This window comes from Halomonas sp. 707B3, from assembly GCF_024158645.1.
Taxonomy (GTDB): domain Bacteria; phylum Pseudomonadota; class Gammaproteobacteria; order Pseudomonadales; family Halomonadaceae; genus Vreelandella; species Vreelandella lionensis.
Window position 1 is genome coordinate 1 of record NZ_JAMZBE010000004.1, and the last position, 15,863, is coordinate 15,863.

27 protein-coding genes are annotated in these 15,863 nt (G+C 54.8%); 3 read left to right on the forward strand and 24 right to left on the reverse strand.

What is annotated here, in order from left to right; genetic code table 11:
- The 6 genes from BIS10_RS00915 to BIS10_RS00940 form a co-directional block, all read right to left on the reverse strand.
- Positions 1-1,529 (reverse strand): tape measure protein (locus tag BIS10_RS00915; protein ID WP_253501456.1); only part of this gene is annotated, 1,529 nt, incomplete at its 3' end.
- Between the two features lie 58 nt (positions 1,530-1,587).
- Positions 1,588-1,923 (reverse strand): hypothetical protein, encoded by a 336-nt coding sequence (locus BIS10_RS00920; RefSeq protein WP_253501459.1) that lies wholly within the window; start codon positions 1,921-1,923, stop codon positions 1,588-1,590.
- On the reverse strand, positions 1,920-2,339 hold the full coding sequence (locus BIS10_RS00925; protein ID WP_253501462.1) for a hypothetical protein: 420 nt from the start codon (positions 2,337-2,339) through the stop codon (positions 1,920-1,922). Before BIS10_RS00925 ends, BIS10_RS00920 begins: the two co-directional genes overlap by 4 nt.
- A gap of 13 nt (positions 2,340-2,352) precedes the next feature.
- On the reverse strand, positions 2,353-2,856 hold the full coding sequence (locus BIS10_RS00930; RefSeq protein WP_253501465.1) for a DUF2335 domain-containing protein: 504 nt from the start codon (positions 2,854-2,856) through the stop codon (positions 2,353-2,355).
- Positions 2,831-3,037, reverse strand: a complete 207-nt coding sequence (locus tag BIS10_RS00935) for a hypothetical protein (protein WP_253501467.1) — start codon at positions 3,035-3,037, stop codon at positions 2,831-2,833. Before BIS10_RS00935 ends, BIS10_RS00930 begins: the two co-directional genes overlap by 26 nt.
- Before the next feature lie 96 nt (positions 3,038-3,133).
- Positions 3,134-3,679, reverse strand: coding sequence for a hypothetical protein (locus tag BIS10_RS00940; RefSeq protein ID WP_253501470.1), 546 nt, complete (start codon positions 3,677-3,679; stop codon positions 3,134-3,136).
- A gap of 148 nt (positions 3,680-3,827) precedes the next feature.
- On the opposite strand from BIS10_RS00940, the gene BIS10_RS00945 reads away from it, so the two are divergent.
- The 3 genes from BIS10_RS00945 to BIS10_RS00955 all read left to right on the forward strand — a co-directional run bounded on the left by BIS10_RS00945 (position 3,828) and on the right by BIS10_RS00955 (position 5,275).
- Positions 3,828-4,001: a hypothetical protein gene (locus BIS10_RS00945; RefSeq protein ID WP_253501473.1), complete on the forward strand. Its 174-nt coding sequence runs from the start codon at positions 3,828-3,830 to the stop codon at positions 3,999-4,001.
- A gap of 69 nt (positions 4,002-4,070) precedes the next feature.
- The gene (locus tag BIS10_RS00950; protein WP_253501476.1) at positions 4,071-4,802 is read left to right on the forward strand and encodes a Rha family transcriptional regulator; all 732 of its coding nucleotides are present in this window, start codon (positions 4,071-4,073) and stop codon (positions 4,800-4,802) included.
- A complete protein-coding gene (locus tag BIS10_RS00955; RefSeq protein ID WP_253501479.1) occupies positions 4,799-5,275 on the forward strand; it encodes a hypothetical protein in 477 nt (158 codons plus the stop codon). Before BIS10_RS00950 ends, BIS10_RS00955 begins: the two co-directional genes overlap by 4 nt.
- Before the next feature lie 116 nt (positions 5,276-5,391).
- Here the strand turns inward: BIS10_RS00955 and BIS10_RS00960 are convergent, their stop codons facing one another.
- From BIS10_RS00960 to BIS10_RS01045, 18 genes are all read right to left on the reverse strand, one after another.
- Positions 5,392-6,231, reverse strand: coding sequence for a hypothetical protein (locus tag BIS10_RS00960; RefSeq protein ID WP_253501482.1), 840 nt, complete (start codon positions 6,229-6,231; stop codon positions 5,392-5,394).
- Entirely contained in the window at positions 6,194-6,379 is a 186-nt protein-coding gene (locus BIS10_RS00965) for a hypothetical protein (protein ID WP_253501485.1), read from the reverse strand. Before BIS10_RS00965 ends, BIS10_RS00960 begins: the two co-directional genes overlap by 38 nt.
- 155 nt (positions 6,380-6,534) lie before the next feature.
- Positions 6,535-6,945: a hypothetical protein gene (locus BIS10_RS00970; RefSeq protein WP_253501488.1), complete on the reverse strand. Its 411-nt coding sequence runs from the start codon at positions 6,943-6,945 to the stop codon at positions 6,535-6,537.
- Positions 6,946-6,951: 6 nt separating this feature from the next.
- Positions 6,952-7,401 (reverse strand): Panacea domain-containing protein, encoded by a 450-nt coding sequence (locus BIS10_RS00975; RefSeq protein WP_253501490.1) that lies wholly within the window; start codon positions 7,399-7,401, stop codon positions 6,952-6,954.
- A gap of 265 nt (positions 7,402-7,666) precedes the next feature.
- Positions 7,667-8,197, reverse strand: coding sequence for an ORF6N domain-containing protein (locus tag BIS10_RS00980; RefSeq protein WP_253501493.1), 531 nt, complete (start codon positions 8,195-8,197; stop codon positions 7,667-7,669).
- Positions 8,198-8,330: 133 nt separating this feature from the next.
- Positions 8,331-8,534, reverse strand: a complete 204-nt coding sequence (locus tag BIS10_RS00985) for a hypothetical protein (protein WP_253501496.1) — start codon at positions 8,532-8,534, stop codon at positions 8,331-8,333.
- A gap of 101 nt (positions 8,535-8,635) precedes the next feature.
- Positions 8,636-9,067 (reverse strand): hypothetical protein, encoded by a 432-nt coding sequence (locus BIS10_RS00990; protein WP_253501499.1) that lies wholly within the window; start codon positions 9,065-9,067, stop codon positions 8,636-8,638.
- Positions 9,068-9,153: 86 nt separating this feature from the next.
- On the reverse strand, positions 9,154-10,056 hold the full coding sequence (locus BIS10_RS00995; protein ID WP_253501502.1) for a phage tail tube protein: 903 nt from the start codon (positions 10,054-10,056) through the stop codon (positions 9,154-9,156).
- 71 nt (positions 10,057-10,127) lie between these two features.
- Positions 10,128-10,532 (reverse strand): phage tail terminator-like protein, encoded by a 405-nt coding sequence (locus BIS10_RS01000; protein ID WP_253501505.1) that lies wholly within the window; start codon positions 10,530-10,532, stop codon positions 10,128-10,130.
- Positions 10,529-10,891 (reverse strand): hypothetical protein, encoded by a 363-nt coding sequence (locus BIS10_RS01005; protein ID WP_253501508.1) that lies wholly within the window; start codon positions 10,889-10,891, stop codon positions 10,529-10,531. The genes BIS10_RS01000 and BIS10_RS01005 overlap by 4 nt, the downstream gene beginning before the upstream one ends.
- 20 nt (positions 10,892-10,911) lie before the next feature.
- Positions 10,912-11,307: a glutamate 5-kinase gene (locus tag BIS10_RS01010; RefSeq protein WP_253501511.1), complete on the reverse strand. Its 396-nt coding sequence runs from the start codon at positions 11,305-11,307 to the stop codon at positions 10,912-10,914.
- Between the two features lies 1 nt (position 11,308).
- Positions 11,309-11,683, reverse strand: coding sequence for a hypothetical protein (locus tag BIS10_RS01015; RefSeq protein ID WP_253501514.1), 375 nt, complete (start codon positions 11,681-11,683; stop codon positions 11,309-11,311).
- A gap of 4 nt (positions 11,684-11,687) precedes the next feature.
- A complete protein-coding gene (locus BIS10_RS01020) occupies positions 11,688-12,251 on the reverse strand; it encodes a bifunctional 2-polyprenyl-6-hydroxyphenol methylase/3-demethylubiquinol 3-O-methyltransferase UbiG (RefSeq protein WP_253501516.1) in 564 nt (187 codons plus the stop codon).
- Positions 12,248-13,210 carry a hypothetical protein gene (locus tag BIS10_RS01025; protein WP_253501519.1) on the reverse strand — a complete coding sequence of 321 codons (963 nt, stop codon included), beginning with the start codon at positions 13,208-13,210 and terminating at the stop codon, positions 12,248-12,250. Before BIS10_RS01025 ends, BIS10_RS01020 begins: the two co-directional genes overlap by 4 nt.
- 19 nt (positions 13,211-13,229) lie before the next feature.
- Positions 13,230-14,207 carry a major capsid protein gene (locus tag BIS10_RS01030; protein ID WP_253501522.1) on the reverse strand — a complete coding sequence of 326 codons (978 nt, stop codon included), beginning with the start codon at positions 14,205-14,207 and terminating at the stop codon, positions 13,230-13,232.
- Positions 14,208-14,218: 11 nt separating this feature from the next.
- Positions 14,219-14,974: a hypothetical protein gene (locus BIS10_RS01035; protein ID WP_253501525.1), complete on the reverse strand. Its 756-nt coding sequence runs from the start codon at positions 14,972-14,974 to the stop codon at positions 14,219-14,221.
- A 118-nt stretch (positions 14,975-15,092) separates the two neighbouring features.
- Positions 15,093-15,284 carry a hypothetical protein gene (locus BIS10_RS01040; RefSeq protein WP_253501527.1) on the reverse strand — a complete coding sequence of 64 codons (192 nt, stop codon included), beginning with the start codon at positions 15,282-15,284 and terminating at the stop codon, positions 15,093-15,095.
- An 81-nt stretch (positions 15,285-15,365) separates the two neighbouring features.
- The gene (locus BIS10_RS01045; protein ID WP_253501529.1) at positions 15,366-15,674 is read right to left on the reverse strand and encodes a hypothetical protein; all 309 of its coding nucleotides are present in this window, start codon (positions 15,672-15,674) and stop codon (positions 15,366-15,368) included.
- Between the last annotated feature and the right edge of the window lie 189 nt (positions 15,675-15,863).

The following is a 15,863-nucleotide window of genomic DNA, read 5'->3' on the forward strand; positions in this document are numbered from 1 at the left end:
AAATAGTAGATTGCTCCCGCCGCTACTACGGCTGCGCCGACTGGCCCACCAACAAGAGCCATGGCCCCGGCAGCGACCCGACCCGATGCCGCCAAAAGTCCGTTAGCGCGAGTGGCGGCAGTGGCAGCAGTGGTATATGTGCCCATTGCAGCAGTCGCAGCAGCATCGGCCCGTGTTTTTTCCACGCTCGCCATGGTGGCAGCGCGCTTAGCCGATGCCTCGGCAGCTTCTGCTTGTGTCAAGCGCTGGTTGGCTGCTGTGAGCTGGTTGGTAACCGCTGTTTCAGAGGCGCGCAACTCGGCTAAGCGAGCGATAGACTGCTGGCGACCTGTGGCGCTGATTTGCGCCTGTAGCCGCTGCGTTTCGAGCGCACGCTCGGCAGCCAAGGCGGCTTGTGTAGAGGCTAAGCGCTGGGCATCTTGGGCAATGGCGGCACGGTCTTGCGCGGCTCGCTGTGCGGCAATGCTGGCACGCTGTGCAGCGGCGGCTTGCTCGGCTGCCGTGGTGCGCGCCATGGTCGCAGCTCGACCGGCTTCCATCGCCTGATTCTCAGCCAGGGCGATAGTGTGGGCGCGAGTTACGGTGATATTGTTAACTATGCCCGCTGCGCTGCTAGCCAAAGAGGCGGTTAATCGAGCCCCGTAAATAGCGGCAATTCCTATTCCCGCGTCAACTAGTAAATCAATATTTTCGGTCAGGCCTACAATGCTATCGCCTAGCACATTTACTGCGGAGCCAACCTGTTCGCTTGTGCCTACCCATTCAATAATCTGAGTATTGGCAACCTCCATCTTTTGCCCAAAAGAGGCGATAGAGCCACCGAAGGTCTGGTCGATTTCCTCGCTTGCTAACTGCAATGCTTCAACGACAATCTCAGCGGTAATGCCGCCAGTGGCCGCAAATTCGCGAAGCTCGCCAATGTTCATGTTGAGCGATTCAGCGACAGCTCGCAGGATTCCAGGGGCTTGCTCAGCAACGCTGTTGAACTCGTCGCCCCGCAGCGCTCCAGCCGCAAGACCTTGGCTTAGCTGGGTTATGGCGTTAGCGGCTTCCTCGGCAGTCGCGCCGGATACCGCGAAGCTCTGGTTGATGGTGGTGGTTAGGTTTAAGAGATCTTGCTGGCTAAGGCCAAGCTCAGTGGTGCTGCGCGCTAGGCGCGAATAGAGGTTCGCTGTTGACTCAAAGTTGGATCGGGTATCCAGCGCCACTTGAACTAGCTTTTGCTGTACGTCCAAAAGCTCTTCGGAGGTGCTGGTTACTTGCTGAATCTGGTTAGTGGTGTTTGTCCAGGCGTCAGCGTAGCGGATGATTTGACCGGCAGACATAGCTCCAGTCAGTCCAGCCAGAGCGCCAGTCGCGGCCATTGCTACGCCGCGAGTGCTGGCGATGCCATCGTTAACGCGTTCAACAGCCCCAGAAGTGCGAGTGCCTGCGCGGTCTACCTCGTTCAGCCTGCTTTCAAAGCGCCGCAGCTCACGCTCTCCAGAGCGCGCATCGACAATTAGTGCTAAACGGCTCTGGTAAGCCATGAGCTTTCCTCCAGGCAATAAAAAAGGCCGCCGAAGCGACCTTTTGGTTGTTTGCTATTTATATCTCAGCAGAGAATCGGGTGAGCTTTTCTGTCCCAGGGTCAAAGTACCAGCGACGCGCCTTATTCATTGGCTCGCCACAGTACAGAAAGTAATAGTCCTCGCCCGTTGCGCGAGAAAACCCGCCGCCATCACGCATGACTGCAGCGCTACAATCATCGTCCTGCATTAGCTCAGCAATCGCACCAGCAAACCCTTCCAAGTGCTGATCGGCATCTTGTGATAGAGCGGCTATCTCACGCGCTTCTTGCATGCGCGCCTCTTGCTCCTCCTTTGGCTCACCACACCCGGACAGCAAAAGAAGAACCAGGGTTACCAAAATCATCCGCATCATTGCCATTCCCTCACGCATTCTTGAGCTAGCCGAATATCAGGGTCGCGCTTGATAGCGCTCATGGCCCGCTTAAGGTCTGGCTCTTTCGCGGCCTTGAACTTGCAGCGCTTGAAGTATGATGAAACCTTGGCAGCATCAGCCTTCGTAGGCCTGTTGGTAGATGCTACGGCATACATGATGGTTGCTAAAGCATCTCTATGATTACCTTCGAGGCGATGAATGTTTGCGCGGTCTACCCAAATAGGAGAGAGAAGATTCAGAAGCTGCTGAGGAGTAAACCCACGCTGAGTCGCGCTAGTAGTCCATTCATCTTGCTGGCTTTGAAGGTGGGTCCATGCATCGTTATAACGCTTTTCGCGAACTGCTTGCTTGGATGCATGCTTCGCCTTAGCCGCTTCCCCTAGATGGTCCGTCATCCTCCCCCCCTTATTATCCTTGCTCAGACTCTTCTTTGTTTTTGCTCTCTTTCTGCGCCGCATGGCTGCGCGTGCGTATAAATACGGCAGCTATTGCGGCCACCCCGCCAAGCGTCATGGCAGAAGCCACGATCTCCATACCCTCGGTAGCCAGATAGACGGTTGCAGCGAGATAGCCGAGCGACAAGATGAAAGCCATCCATTGACCCCGGCGGATTTCGCCGTTGGCGGCGTCCTGCGCTCTCGCGTTAGCTTCAGCAGTCTCGATATTGGCCTTCATGGCCTTCGTATTGATGTCTTGCTGCTCTTTTTCGCGCTCGTGTCGATGCGCCTGCTCCTTCTCAGCCATACCAAAGATGCGTTCAGCGGAGCCAGGAAAGGCACGCTCATAGTGCTCGATCTCTTGTGCCGAGGGGATAGGACTAGAGGATTTAGTGACGGTATGTTGCGACAAAAGAAGCCGGTGCTGCTGCCTCATCTGCTCGGAAAGGTCATTCCCTGATGATTGATTGCTCATGCTTCCTCATCGCCACGCGCATATCCGTGCCCACCGCCATGAAGTCGCTCCACAGCGCTTCCTGATCCGTGCGGCCTTCGTAACCTGTCTCCAGCAGTGGGATAGGTTCAATTTTGCGCCGACGTGGCGGCGTGATGCTGACGATGCTCGCGAGCGCTGAGCCAAGTCTAGCCATCTCCATGTAAGCCTCCGATTGAGCGGGGTTGTTACCTTAGATTAGCGCACCAGGGGAGGGCGGCGCTAGTTTGGGGTGTCGGGAACCACTGAAAACATCACCTCAGAACGGCAGCTCATCGGGAAAATCATCGAAGTTGCTATCACTAATACCCGCTTCTTTTTTTTGCTCGCTTGTTAGCACAAAGGGTTTTACTGCTGGGCTGTGCCTGAATTGGTCTACATGCTCAACTATTGAATCCCAGTATCGCCTGATAATGCCTACCTCCAGGGCATGCGCATGAATCGGCAGGTTAGGCGAGGGCATATAACCCGATCGCCATAAGTCAGGCGATGCTTTCACAGTCTCCCAAATTCGCATCTGATCGTAATCAAGCAAGGAAGGCTTATGCAGTGCTAGAGCGGTGAGTCGGGTGGCCTCGTCTGTTGACCAAAGCTCATCAATCATATCGTTGTAATAAGTACCGCTATTCTGATCAAACTGCACTTGAGCCGCCGCTCGCTCAATCGCCCATTCGATCACACCCGTTATTGTTCGCTTCTGATCTCTTGCAAGCAAATCAATAAGATACTTAGTTTTTGGATCGATTCGCAACGAGACACTAATGGTCGGGTTGCTAGATTTGTTCGTTGCTTTCTTAGTCGCCATATCTACTGCCCCGTAAACACTGTAAAGGCAAGTATTTACGGCATTGTTGCTAGCGTCAACGAGCACAATTTGTGTTTATGTGCAGATTTTGCTTGCAACAAATTATTTATGCTTCTAATCTACGTATACAAACACACCGGAGGTAACTATGAACGACCACAAAAAAGCTTACTCCCTTCGCTTGCACGAAGAGATTGGCAACAAGGTAAAGAAGCTTGCAGACGAGAATCGGCGCACCGTTAGCGCTGAAATGGGCCTGCTGATCGAGCAGGGCATGGCTTGGAGAGAGGAGAAATATAATGCCATGCAAGCGCAAAAATGAAGAAACCCCGGCGATGGGGGTCGCCAGGGTCTCAAAATCACGCAAACCGCTTAAGAAAGGTGATATCAAATGAATACTAACACTGTGCTTCATTCAAATCCAGATTCTTCCGCCGCCAGCATGACCAGTTTGGAAATTTCCGAACTTGTCGAGGCTCGCCATGACAGCGTTAAGCGGGCAGTGGAACGCCTCGCAACCCGCGCCGTTATCACTTTACCACCGTTGGTGGAAAAGCCTACAAGCGGTCGTCCGAGCACCTATTATGTTTTCGAAGGCGAAAAGGGTAAGCGCGATAGCTACGTTGTTGTCGCCCAGCTATGTCCCGAATTCACCGCTCGCCTTGTTGATCGCTGGCAGGAGCTAGAAGGGCAGACCGCTAAGCCAGCTCAACTCTCCCGCATGGAAATTTTACAAATCGCTCTTGAGTCAGAGCAGGCCCGTATTGCTGCCGAATCTGAACGCGACCAAGCGATTGCCACCAAGGCCCAAATTAGCAGCAGCCGCGAAGCCTCGGTAATGGGCAAGCTATCTGCCGCTTCTCGCAAAATGCAGAAGCTGGAGCAAGAGCTAGGCCGCAATGCTACAGAAGCCACCATGACCGCCGTGGAAAAAGCGATGAGCAAGAAATTCGGCGGCCAAGGCTTCCGGCCTCTAAAAAAGTGGTGCACGGACAACGGCGTAACGCCAAGCAAAGTGCCATGCCCGCGCTATGGCGAAGTGGTCGCTTGGCCTGCGCAAGCTTGGCTCGAGTGCTACGGCGTCGATCTGTCAGAGCTTTTTGGACGGGAGGATGCAGCATGAGAAACCTAGCCCACAACCTCGTTGAGCAAGCCGAATCCCTAGACGCCATCTCTCAGCTTTTGGAACTAGGCGCTCGCAAAGAGGGCGCTTCATTCGCTGCTATCGCCAAGTCCTGCGGTCGTGACATAGCCTGTGGCGCTCAAGCATTGCGTATTGTGGCAGGGCTAATTGAGCAGCCTAATAAACAGCTTGGCAGCACGACAATGCCTTTGGCGCTGCGTCAGCGCATCGCTGTGTGGTTTGCTGGCAAACACAACGAAGCCGATATAGGCGAGCTGCTTGAAGACTACGCCTCCTGTGCTTTTGAGCTTGCTGAGCATTCGCTATCCACGGCCTGTGAACTGGATCACGACAGCTTGGTGTTAATGCAGGCTCATCTCTGGTTGAGAAACTCAATCATGACCCTAGGCCCGTTAATGGAAGGCATATACGACTACTGGCGGAGCATTGATAACCAGAAGGTGGCCGCATGAAATTCATCACACTTGAGCTTAAATTCTTCAGCAACCTCTACTTCAAGCCCCGCTTCGGCGGGGCTTATTCATCCCGCCAGCGCTGCGACTGCTAATAGTCTCATCCTTCCCCCTTTTTATTTTTCACCCATTGGCTGAATAGCCCTGAAAATTACCAAAGGCGTCATTGAGAAAGTACCTGCCCCTCGGCCAATACCCGTTTTTAAAGCCTGTAGCATATGGCAAATAGAGTTGGACAGGTCGCTTGTGGCAAACGGAGTTGGCGGAGGAATTAAGTCATCATCTTTATGGCCATCCAGAATGCCGATCGCATGCCACTCCCCGCTCAAGAACGCACCATTCGAAAGAGAAAGGGATGTCGGGTTTACGCGCATGTGCCTTTGCTCAAGAGCAGACCAAATGACCTGTTTGTTCGAATCTTTTATATAGATTTGGGGGTTGTTGGGGAGAATCTTGATCATTTCTCCGATCATGTCCAAATGATCGATTTCGCTCTGATGAGTGCGTTTTTGGCTGCCCTTTGGCTTTCCGCTATTAATACCCTTATCTGCCAAGGCCATGCGCTTGAAAACGTCGATACCGGATTGGATGAAACTGATATCAAAAAGCTGAACACTGCCAGAGGTCTGCACCAGGGAGCCAATAGGGCAGGAATTGATGTCCTTATGGATCATCCCTTCACGGCTAAGAAGGTCTAGCAACATCAAAGGTCTTGACCACTCGGAACTGTACGTGCGCTCAATAGCATCTTGGAAAGATTCGGTGCTGGCCAGACCTCCCTCTAAACCAGCCTTAAAGCCAGCATTGCTCGCGCTGCCTTCGGTTTTTGAGCTCTTTGAGCTCAGGCTGTTTAGAACACCATCCTGGTCAAGCTGGGCAAGCCAGTGGTTGATTCGATCACCATCAAGATAAAAATAATCAAAGAGTGAATCGATGCCCTGAGTTTCTTGCTCCATTCTTCTTATCCCTATTGAACTCTTTACGCTTCTGCTCCATGCGCTTTGTCGCCTGCTGTATTTGCTCAGCAGCTCTGTCGAAATTTTCTTCCGCCTTTTTGAGGCGGTCATCTCGATTCAGGCGATCAAGAAGCTGTTCTATGTTCATGGTCTCCTCCCCGCATAGGGGCGATGGCATCAGCGCTCAGCGTTATAGTTTATTCGACAGCGTAGCGTATTTTTTGATCCTCAGCTTGCAGATTACTATCGTCATGGACTAATCGACAAGGGGAGGAGGGCTATGCGCAGATTTATGAGATTGTGTTACCCGTGCTTGTAGACGTCAAAAGCGCGATCCACCCATACAACATGGAATACGCGATCAAGCCTATATCCTACGATAGGTGCTTTCCCATTGAAGCGAAAAGCCAAGAGCTCGACGTCTTCCGTGATTGCAGGGGGTATGGGGGCTTGAAATGAGCTGCGGCCAATTTTTTCATAGCCAAGCCCATGACGAGGCGCTGCTCGAAGCTCTCGCCAAGTCAAGCTGCTCAACTTTCTTAGCGTTTCTGCAAGGGCTGAACGCTCGTCTCTGGTGCACTGAGAAATGCAGTGGCTAGGACGCAGGTTGGCGAAGCAAAACCAAGGCGTCATAGCGTCAACAGAACGCTTTTCAGGAGAGCGCTCTGCCACACCTTTGCCAGTAGGCTTGTTCCTGTTTTTGATCTTTGCCATGAAGCATTATTCCAATAGGCTAGGGAAAAACGCCTCAAGGTCTTCTAGTTTAATTTCGCTTGATCCGCTGTTGGCATCGAAGCGATTGATCCAAGGATCTTCTTCATGGGTCAGATTGCGTAGGTGCCAAGCTGAGTGCTGAGCGTACACATTGAAAACCTCATCAACCAGCTCTGCGGTTTCCTCATCTATCTCTACCTCTTCAAGAGGCATGATGGCCGGGATCTGCGCATTTCCATGATCTTTATAATGGTGGTAAACCGTTGGTATGACAGGGCCATGCATCCAAGCTTCGATTCTGTCATCGAAAGCCGGGCGCTTTAGTAGAACGGCATGAAAGCCCTGCACATAATACAAAAGCTTTTGCAGCTTGAGATTAGAAAGCTTTGCACGTTCGCCTTCTGATGCGGCGGCTTTAGCCAATAAATAGTTGGCAATATTCAATACGTTAGCCATATGTGTATATCCTCCCCTTTACGCAGTCGTGTCATTCAGAGGTATCACGATGCGCTTTTGCGTTGAGAATAGGGGCTGAAAGGAGTGATTACAACCTGTGCTGGTGTGTATTTTTATGGCTTGCGGTTTCGCACGCGCGCCGCTTCGCGTTAGGCCAGTGGCAAGCATAACTGCATGCGCTCCCTCCAGTAGCGCTCGCTTGCTTACAGCGGACGATTTTCCCAGCGCTAATGGACGAGACTGCGGCCTTCTTGTCTGCCAGCGCCTAGATGCCCCTTCCCCCAATGTGCGGTAACGACATCTGCACTTCCTGAAATCGGCGCTCAACCTCGTTGGCATACTGTGGGCGAACATGTTTGTGACGGTTAAGCTCTCGGCCTGCGCGGCTGCCGCGCTCATCTTGAGTCTTGAGCGCTTCAACTGCTTCTTGTAAGCGCTCCAGCGGCGAGGCGAAGTAGTTATCCTCTAGCGCCTCGAAAACATCCCACGCTTTATTCGTTTCCAGCATCTTGGCGTGACGTGCGGCGCCGCGCTGCGTCCAGAGGATGACAGACCGCGCCTTGAGCGAAATTTGTGAGTGTCTTAAAGACACTCGCAAATCAGAAAGCTCTTTCCCATCAACCTTGTAATAGTGCTTTCCCTCAATGAAGCGGGACTTGTTTCGGCTGTGGTTTTTGCGAATTTGGCTTTCCGTCGCCCCATAGAGTCGGGCGAGCATTCCTGATGTAACAACCGGCTTTCCGTGGTACTTGAATGCCGGAACACTTTCAGGGGTTAGCTTAACCACGTTTGACATGATGTTATTCCTCATTAGAAATGAGCCTCGTTGCCCAGAACTACAGCCCCAGAGCTAGCCGTAGCTCTCCGAAGCTCATTTCTGTTGAGGCCCTGGTGATCGCGCCGGGCATGGCGCATACGAAAAAGCCGCCTCAGTGGGCGGCTTGGTGTTGCTGCTTTGATTCGTGTAGTTCGCGGTAGGCGTTATCCATGCGGCTAATCACCTCTAGCAGCTCTTCGTCATCGCAAGGCCATCGTAGCCGGTCGGATAGATAGAACATGCTAGAGGGCGGTATCTGCGCGATGCCGCCCATGGTGACAGGGCGCTCCCGGTTGCAAAGCGAGAATGCGCGCATCCAGAAGCTTGTCCTGTTATCCAGTTCAGGTGCGTCGAACTCAACGCCCAGAAACTCACAGTCGCGCCGATATTCCTCAACCGCCTGTTCGTAGGTCTGACCTACTCGCTGGAAGCGGCCTTGCCAGGAGATGAAGTGCGCGGCTTTTTTGCTTGAGACTCGATATGCTCCTGCTCAAAGCGAGCCATATCACGCGATTTGCGGCGCACGGCATTGAACAGCGGTTCATCGTTCATTAGCAGCGTGGTAGCGTTTTCGATGGAGTAGGGGACGTTGCTACCGTCAGCGGCTTCCATATCCTCCCAGTCGCGCAATACGCCCTCTGCCCATTCGCGAGCCGTGGCGCGCAGGCGCTCCATGATCGGGACGTCACCTTCCGGGTATTTCTTGTTCAGCTCTTTGGAAATGCGCTCGCTCGCCTCCAAGTGGACTGTGTTGCCGCTCTTTGCGATCTTGAACCGACCGCCTTCAAACTCGGTCCATTCGCCATCAGTGATTTTTTCTTGATCGAAGCGGTTAAATTTGTAGCCCATGATGCTTTCCTCTCAGTCTGTGGTGTCTGTTGGAAGAAAAGAGGCCCCGCCACGCGACAGACGGGCACGCTTAGGGGCCAAACGGGTTAGGGGGCGACCGGCACGGTGCGGGTGATGGTAATCATCTGGCCATCGCTGGCTACGGCCGCCGTGCCTTCCACGCTCATGTCGAGAATGGCGTCGAGCGCACCAGAAGGCGGCTCAGTGGATAGGTCAACGTGCCCAAGCGCGAAGTCATAGGTGTAGCCATCAGCACCCATGGTGAAGGCCAGCTCAACCGGCACGTTGGCGATAGAGTTGCGCCAAAGATCCAGTGCTGACGACGCCATGCGGATGGTGCTGCTGGTGGTGATATCGCAAGAGCCTTTGAAATGGTTCTGGAACTGGAAACCAATGCACTGGTCGGTCTGATGGTTGTTGTTGATCGTGATATCCAGTGCCTTGAAGCACGTATTGGTCAACGCTGATCCATCCACCGTAATGCCATTCAGGTTGCTGGACGCATCGAAGATAATGCTGGTCGTGGCATCGGTGAATGTGGCGCCAGTCACGTCATAGTCATCATCCACGGCGCGGCCCATGAAGGTGATTTGGCCGGTGATTTTCTGCCCGGACTGGGCGCTTAGAGAAAGCTGGCCCACCTCCATATCGCTGAACATGATGTGCTCATCGTCAGCCAGGTAGCTTTTCAAAATGTCGAACCGCTTGGTTGTGGTACCAACGGTCAGGACATCTGCTGTCCAGTCGGTGCAGAGCGCAGCCGCCAGGAAGTCATCAAACGAACCGGCGGACATTTCAAAGTCCACGGTGCCGCCCGCGGTAATCGTCGTGACTTTTTGGCCTGAGCGCTGACGGTCGGAGCGCACTTCATCGGAGCGCTGAACCTCAGTGCCCGCTGTTAGCGCGTCATTGGTTCGGCGGATGATCTTCCAGGGGTCTGTGCTGCCCGCTACGCGATACGCGATTCTGACGCGATTGCTTTCAGACATTGGGTTTTACCTCGTGGTGGAGTTACAAAAAAACCGCCACGAAGGCGGTTGGGGTGGTGCGGGTTTGCGGGCTAGCCCATTCGGAAAGGCAGGCTCACCCGATACATGTACCAGCCATCGGAGTCGCCTATGCGCTTAACGCTGGCGGCCTGCGTCTCGAACTGTCCATCCTGGTGATACTCGAAGTGAGCGGCCAGCGAGTCGGCCAGCAGAGCAGCAGGGCGGGAACCCTTGAGCCGGTCAGTAAATACTTGAAACTGAATTAGGCCAGTACGCCGAACGCATGGGCTGCTGCCAATGCCTGCCGTAAAGCTGTCACCATGCTGAATCGTGCACCGCACCCAGCTTTGTTTAGTGGTGATCGCCGTCTTCAGCTCTAGCGTTTGTGGCGCGCCGTCATATTCCACGGGGACGCCGTCCCAGCTCGCCAGTCGGCGCTCAATGGCCAGCCGGATGCCTTCAAACGTTGGATTCATCGTCCGTAGCGCTCCCGCGTGTTGTTGTAGGCGATGGAGTAAACGCCATACGGCGCTTGCCCAGACCAACCGTCCTCGATGCGCTCGCCATACGGGATGTTCGTCTGAATGGTGACCAGCTTGAACGGTGAGGGATTGGTCGCCAGGATCCGCTCGGCTTCGCGCATTGATTCATCGGGCCCGTAATGAGGCACCTTTTCATGGTCGACGTCATCGATCGTCAGAAAGTGGGAGCCACGGTAGGCGCCTTCATCGACGGGGGAATGAATGATCAGTTGCTGCAGGGCGTAGAGCACCATTTCAGCGCCTTGTTTGCTGAGCTGGCTTTCTACTTCCTGAATGAAGCCGCCGAGCGGCATGGACCAGCCACCCTTAGCCATTACGTCCTCCGAGCCTGGATGATCCAGGCGGCGTCTGCAGGATCCTTTCGGACGTCAAGCACTGTGAGGCCGTTGATCACATCATCAACCTGCGGCACTTCCGGCGTATTTGTGACCTCGCCATTCTCGACCCGCCAGATTTCGTTCTGCAGGGCCGTGATCTTGGTATCGGTGGCCAGAATGCGGCTGCCATCGATCTCGAACTGGCGGAAGCCGCCGAACACGCCGCGCCCCTGGTAGCCGATGGTGGTTTGGGGCGTGGTGCCGGTCTCGGCATCATAGTCACCGGTCACCACTTCGCGCGTACAACTGAAGGCTGTCACTGCGTCGGCCAAGCCGTCGACGTCATCAAATGCCTCGGCAATGTCGGCTTGTAAGTCTTCACGTAGTCCCATGTCAAAGCCTCGATAAAACGCGAACGCGGGAGCCGAACGGGTTCAGCCACGGCTTGAGCAGGTCGGTCACGTAGGCCATATCGCCAAGAACAGCGCGGGAGCCATCGGCGTACTCGGTTTCGGACTCGACGCTATCGGCTTTCACCCGCTTGCGCTTCACGTCGCCCCGGGTATCGGCGTACAAAGTGCCTGCCGCTGCCATCTTGGCGAGATAAGCACCGGCGCGAACAATGCGGTCGTCGTCAATGTCGGCAGGTATGTTTCGGCTGGTGAGCCAGTCATTGGCTTGCATCACAGCACTAGGCTTTGCTGCTTCCTGTGCCCAGGCATCACCCAGCGCTAAATCCACGTCTTCAACTGTCACATAGATGGTCATTTCGCTAGCTCCAGTTGATCGATGCGATGTTGCCGTTAAAGCCTTGCTTCACTGGCATGGGGAAAAGGTGGGCCAAGCGCTCAATGTCGCCCCGGTCCATGTGCAAGTCAGGCAAATCGGCTGGCCGCTTCCGGACAATGACACTCACGTTATAGCCGTAGGTCTTGGCCATTGCCTGTGAGCAGTCAAAGCTCGCCAGGATCAAGCTGTAGAGCAGCAGGCCTGCATTCCATAGCGTGAGGTGACCGCCCACAATCTCCGGCTTCATCGGTGGCACGGTGACCGCCAGGATGCCGTTATCGTTAAGGTCGGCGTAACATTTGCGTAGGAACTTGCCCGGGTCGGGCTGATGCTCCAGCACATGGCTAGCCCAAATGGCGTCAAACTGACCTACATCGGTTTCGCAGTAGTCGCCAATGATATCGGCCTCGCCTGTGTAAGCGATGGTCGTTACCTGCTTGCCTGCCTCACGCATTGCGCGGGCATGCTCGCCAGCGCCGGAGCCGACGTCCAGCACTGTCGAGAACTCCATGCTCAACAGCTTGCGAAACGCTATCTCGGCATTCATTGGTCACCGCCATGCTCAGCGTTGATTAACTCGGCATAACGCTGCTCAAGCGTGTCATCTTTGCTCCGTGCCCCAGGGCGCTTGCCGCCGAGTCGTTCGATCTCGTCTAGCAGGAAGTCACGGCGTGATGGCTCGCTATCGCCTCGCGGCTCACTGGCATCGCCTACACCCTCAAAGCCTTCACCGGTTAGCAGATGGTCGATAATGAACGCCGCGCACTGCTCGGCTTCACTGGCCAGCCATTGACCGTATGCCACGCGAGCGAAGTAGGCGCGACGATCATCCAGGCTAGGCAATTGCTCGCCGGATAGCTCGGCATAGGCCGCTGATAGGTCGCAGACCAACGGCACGCCAGCCATCAATGCCTCATGGCCTGCGTTGCTGTTGTAGGTGACCACCAGCCTTGCGCCTTCAAGCGCGTCGCTTAGAGAGCCTGTGTCACGCTCTACGCCTTTCAAATCAACGCCGCCACGTGGGTGCGGGCGATAGAGAATATTGTCAGCGCCGTAACGCTCGACCTGTTCTTTCAGCCATGCCTCGTGGTTCACGCCAGCATGGGCAGCGTCACCGGGCATTTGCCCGATGAGCAGAATATAGCCCTCGGCATCGCCACCTTTTGCGGCAATTTCCAGGCCGAGGGAGTCAAAGCGGTCGGTTGGGCAAGGGAAGGGCGGCAACCGGTTAAGATTGCCAATTCCCACTTGCCAATGACCGCTGTGCACTTCATCGTGGTTATTCACCCGATGCAGGTAGCCCCAATCGACTACCAGCGCCGGTTGATCGTAGGCCGTCACAATGCGACGGCCTGCACGCATACCACCCACCACCAGGAAATCACACGGCTCAATCTCTCCGCGCCAATAGCGCGGGTTGCGCATTTCAATGCGGTGACCCATGGCAGACAGAGCCCCGGCCAGTGCCGTTGCCAGCACTGACTGAGAGTAGATAAGAACTCGCATGATTTATCCCGAGAGTGGTTTAGGAGCCAGAGCCAGAAGCGGACGCAGAGCCGGAGCCAGAAGCATCGGCCGTGCTGATCAAGAAACCGGCAGTGTTCTTGTTGCTGGTGGCGTACTTCGTCCAGTTGCCACCGGTGCCGATAGCCGCAAGGTTGGGGTTTTCGGAGCCGGTCCAGCTGTAGCCCATCAGCCCAACGTTGAACGTACCCTCAGCGCGGAAGCCCATCGCCAAGTTTTCTTGGTTATCGATAAGGTAGGAGCGGAAGCCGGGCGCCTGAGACTCGGTGATGCTGACAGAGCCGGACTGGAGGCCGAAGATGGTGTCGGCAGGGCACATATCCGTCACTAGGACAGGCTTACCCATAGTGCCGGGTTGTCCGCCGTAGATCACTACGTCTGTCTCACCGTAAATCTTGTCGGCGATAGACTGATCCACCAAGTCGAAGTAGGTGGCGGAATCCATTACCCAGATAGCGACACGACCAAAGCGGTCGCCCAGCGTGCGCAGACCCTTGGTAAGCACTTTTTTACCGTCGACAGCAAATGAGCCAGCGACCGACATAGCGCTGTTGCTGCCAATTGAGGCCTCTAGAGCGGCCATTGCGTACTCAACACGACCGACCATGACCGCGTCAGCGTAGTCTTGGCCGACCAGCATGGAGAACTCTTCAGGCGAGCGCGCACGGCGCTTGAAAGCTTCCTCAGTAGTTTCGTAGGGACCGTACTTGAACGGCACTTTAATGTCGGTCATTTCACCAGCGCCAATCTTGATGCCGCTGACCGTGGCGGTAGAGTTGACGTTGCGGTGCTGAATGGAGCCGCCGATTTTGTAGAAGGCGCGCTTGCGCAGGTCGCCTTCGATCAACTCGGAGTCTAGAATGATCGCGCCCTGGGAAGCGGCGTTGAATACTTCAAACACCTCTTGGATGCGCTCCAAGTAAGCGGTCTGCGCCAGATCGTTGTAGATGATCAGGTCAGAGTTGACGGTTGTTGCCATGTGAAATTACCTCAAGCAGGAAGTCGCAGATAGGCTTGCTGGCCGTGCTTCTGGATGTAGGCGTGCTTTTGCTCGGCAGTCATTGCAGACCGCTTCTGGCCGCCGCCTTTGCCATCATTACCAGGTGCTTGGCCGCCCTTGGGCGTTGGGAACCAGTGAGACGCGCTGTCGCGCATTGATTCCAGCCATGATTCAGGGGTTAAGGGTTTGCCGCTGGCATCAAGACCAGCCGCCTCGGTGGGTACGACATTGCCTTCGTCGTCTACTTCAAACAGGTCTTTGGCTCGATAAACGGCGTCAGTGACAGCGGTATCCACGATGCCGACCTTGGCGGCCGCGCTGCGGATTTCGTCGCTCAGAACGCGAGACCGGAATTTTCCGGCAAACGTCTTTGCGGCTTCTGCCTCCTTTTGCGCGTCGGTCAGCTTGCGGTCATAGTCGGCCCGCATGCGTTCGGTGCGCTGTTGGATGACTTCATCCATCTTGCCTTCTGCAATCAGCTTGGCCTCTTCGTCCTGCTCCAGGCGCGAGAGCATTTCGCGAGTTTTTTCCGGGTCGATGCCGTCGAATTGCTTTTGCATCTCGCGTAGCTGACGGTCGCGCTCCTTCTTCTCGCTGCGCTCTTTTTCCAGGGCCGACTTCAAGCCCGTAGGGTCTTCGTAACCATCCAGGTCGAGGCGAAACTTACCGCCTTCGGCCTCAACGTATTGGTCACGCACCGTTTCAGGAATGTTATCCAGGCTGTCGACTTCAAAGGGTAATGCCATGAGATCAAACCTCTCGTTTGATTCGCCCGTCTCGGGCTGGTGGATGCTGCCCGGCGTCTCACCGGGAAGCGGAAACAAAAAAGGCCGCCCGAGGGCAGCCTGTTAGAAAGAGCTGGGGTTACGTGAGGCGCCGAAGCTCTTCAAGCGCGTCGTTATCAAGCGTGATGCTCGCGGTGTGATCAGGGCCGATGCCAATGCATAGATCAGTGTGCGGCGTGACGTAGGTGCGTTTCACTGGAGAGCCTGCTAATCGGTCACTGTTGCGGCGTAATAACTCGGCCAGTAGCTCAAGGTCTGTGAATTGATCCATTTCGCCTCCATCGGCTACAAAAAAGCCCCGGCGAATGCCAGGGCTGATATGAAAATGCCCGCTCGAAGGCGGGCAGGGTGGTTAAACGTATCGCACGTCGCGAGACCACATCATGTAGCGGCTGAGCACCGATAGAATCAACTCGTTGGTGAGCATATCTGGATCTTTATAGAGCCTGATGCAGTGCGCTTCGCGATGCCGCTGGGTTCGAATAAGCTTGCAGCACCCTACAAGCGCGGATTCTAGGCTGCTGGCGAACACGGTTTCAGGAAAGGTGGGGAACCTCGAGTCGAAAAGGTGGGCCTTGATATTGCTGCAAGATAGTTGCTCAAGATGAATTACGAAGCCTGCGGCGGGATGATTGATACGTATGATTTGGATTGGCGTCATTTTTTTCTCCGATAATTAATGACAGTGAAGACCATTCTTCACTACCAATATTTATATCTGGAGCAATTTAAACGCCGATTTTGGCCGTTTTTTGGCACTTTTTACACCGCATACGAAAACGCCCCGGCAATAAGCCAGGGCGTTGAATAGCGTCGGTGATCTGGTCGGGCACCAAAACCACACGTAGCA